Annotated in this window: 3 protein-coding genes; all 3 read right to left on the reverse strand. The window is 66.7% G+C overall.

The annotated features are described in order from the left end of the window. Positions 1–74 precede the first annotated feature (74 nt). Positions 75–962: a metalloregulator ArsR/SmtB family transcription factor gene (locus VFX99_RS12430; protein ID WP_329666606.1), complete on the reverse strand. Its 888-nt coding sequence runs from the start codon at positions 960–962 to the stop codon at positions 75–77. Between the two features lie 324 nt (positions 963–1,286). Beyond that, on the reverse strand, positions 1,287–1,808 hold the full coding sequence (locus VFX99_RS12435) for an N-acetyltransferase family protein (protein ID WP_329666607.1): 522 nt from the start codon (positions 1,806–1,808) through the stop codon (positions 1,287–1,289). Then, a partial coding sequence (locus tag VFX99_RS12440; protein WP_329666608.1) for an NAD(P)-binding domain-containing protein occupies positions 1,796–2,748 on the reverse strand: 953 nt, incomplete at its 5' end. The genes VFX99_RS12440 and VFX99_RS12435, both read right to left, overlap by 13 nt.

Here is a 2,748-nt window from a genome sequence, read left to right on the forward strand (position 1 = left end):
ATGGTGTCTCGCTTTCCTCAATCGAAAGCATAGACCACGATCTATTGGTTGTTGGTTTACAGGTTAGTGAACGATCAACCCGCGACCAGCTCGGTAAGCAGCGCCCGAACGCGCGCGTCGATGTCGTCACGGATCGCACGGATCGACTCCAGGGGCTTGCCTACGGGATCGTCGATGTCCCAGTCGAGATAGCGCCGACCGGGGTAGACGGGACAGGCGTCGCCGCATCCCATCGTCACGACGACATCGGCAGCGCGGACGGCTTCGTCTGTGAGTGGCTTGGGGAACTCACCCCCGAGTGGGACACCGATCTCGTCGAGGGCGGTGACGATCGTTGCTCGCACGGCATCAGCCGGGGCGGAGCCGGCGGTACGGACGAGCACGCGATCACCGGCGAGTTGGCGCAGTATCCCGGCGGCAAGTTGAGATCGTCCGGCGTTCTCGACGCAGACGAAGAGCACTTCGGGAACGGCGTGATGAGTTGTTTCGGTCCGGGCGAGCGCGTCAAGGCGGAGGGTGGCGAACGCGGCGATTCGGGACCCGAGGAGCGGCGTGGGACTATCCGAGGACAGAAGCTCGTGACTCTCGGTCACATAGCGTTCGACGGTCTCTGCACTGAATGTGCCGCGATATCGCTCGGCAAGGTCCTCGACGATTCGCGGCAGATCCAGTTCTGTTTCTGGTCGAGCTGCGTCGTCTCCGAGGAGTGCGTCGACGCGCTCGGCGTTGCGTGGGTCCAGTGAATACCAGACGACTCGCCCCTCGGGGTGTCGCAGGACGATGCCGTCGGTGGCGAGGGCCTTCATGTGGTGGCTGACGGTCGGCTGGCGGAGGCCGAGCGAGTCTGCAAGGCGACCGACGAGTGCGCGTCCGTCGGGCGAGTCGCGAATCAGCCGCACGATTCGTGCACGGGTCGGGTCTCCGAGAATCGTCAGCTCACGCGGGCCCGTGCCAGTACTCATAGACCGCAGTCTATTTGCTGATGGTGGGAGCTGGCCCGTCACCGCTCAGCGCGGGCCTGGGTGCGCGCGCGCTCACCGAGCGCGGTGAGCATGTATGTGCCACCGGTATCGCGGATCCACTCGAGGTTCTTCAATCGCCACACGATTTCCCCGACCATCCGCGGCAGTCGACGCCGATGGGCATCGGTCATTGCGGGCCTGCGGTCGATCCAGGCGTGCAGAATCTGAGTGCTGTCCGCGGGACCCTCAGCACCGAGGATGTCCAAGACCAACGCTCGCGGGGCGCTGAGGTGCCGCCTCAGTTGCGCGTCATCCATCGCCGTTTCAGCCCGTCCCGTTCACCCTGCTGCGGCGCTCGATCAGCACAGTGTCACGCCACTGTCCGGCGTGTGCGCCCAGGGCCGAGCGGGCGATGCGTTCACGCGTGCCGATCACGCGGAAGCCGGCTGACTCGTGCACGCGGAGGCTGGCCGTGTTCTCAGGGAAGATGCTTGATTGGATCGTCCATAATCCCGCCTCATCGGCTGCGGTCACGAACGCGTCTAGCAGGAGTCGACCAAGGCCTTGGCCGCGCGCGTCGCGGCGGATGTAGACGGAGTGCTCGATCACGCCTCGGTATGCGTAGCGCGCCGAGACGGGCGATGCGGCTGCCCATCCCACCACGGCTCCATCTTCTTCGAGGGCGACGAGGCGTGGCTCAGGGAGCTTGCCGGAGTCGAATGCCTCCCAGGTCGGGGTCTGTGTTTCGAAGGTGGCTTCGCCGTCTTCGATCCCGTGCCTGTAGATCTCCTCCACCGCCGTCCAGTCCGCCGCGGTCATGCTGCGGATCGTCGTCACGAGCAGCATCCGCCTCCGTCGCTCGCGTCGGTGGAGCAGACCCCCGTTGCGGGCAGGACGAGTTCCACGTTCGCGGCGGATGCGGTATCTCCGGCCAGCCACGCCGTCACCGAGCGGACCTGCTCGTACCCGGTGGCGAGCAGAAATGTAGGTGCGCGCCCGTAGGACTTCATCCCCACGACAAAGAAGCCCTTCTCCGGGTGGCTGAGTTCGCGGAACCCGTGAGGCTCGACGCTGCCGCAGGAGTGCACGTTCGGGTCGATCAGCGGTGCCAGCCGCTTGGGAGCTTCGACGATGTCATCGAGCTCGAGGCGGATCTCGCGCAGCATGTCGAGATCGGGGCGGAAGCCGGTGGCGTTCACGACCATGTCGGTGATGTGCGTGGCGACCTCGCCGCGACGATGTCCGACGAGCTCGACCGCGTCGCCGGTGCGGTGGGCGCGGATGATCTCGAACCCGTCGAGGACGCCGATACGTCCGTCGGCGACCGCCTGGTCGACCCGGCCGCCCAGGCGCGCCCGGTCGGCCAGTTCGTCATCGGGCGAGGAGGAGACGCGCACCGCCTGGGTGTTGCGGATCAGCCAAGTCACGGTCGTCCCGGGCTCTTCGCGGGTAAGCTCTACGAGGCCCAGCAGCGTGTTCGCGGCGGAGTGACCAGCACCGACGACCGTGGTGTGGCGGCCGGCGAACAGGGCGCGGTCCCGGCCGAGCACATCGGGCAGTGCGTCGGTGACCCGGTCGGCGATCTCGGCCATGCCGAGCAGGGCAAGCCCGCCCGAAGACATCGAATTCGGCGACCGATACGTGCCCGAGGCATCGATCACCGCGCGAGCCGCGACGTCCTCGATCACTCCGTCGGGCGTGCGGACACGGAGGGAGAACGGCGTGGCGAAGCGTGCCTTCGTACGGGTACGATCCATCCCCTCGCGGGTGACGCCGAGCACCTCCA

Origin of the sequence: Microbacterium sp. (assembly GCF_036277215.1) — a bacterium.
Classification (GTDB): Bacteria; Actinomycetota; Actinomycetes; order Actinomycetales; family Microbacteriaceae; genus Microbacterium.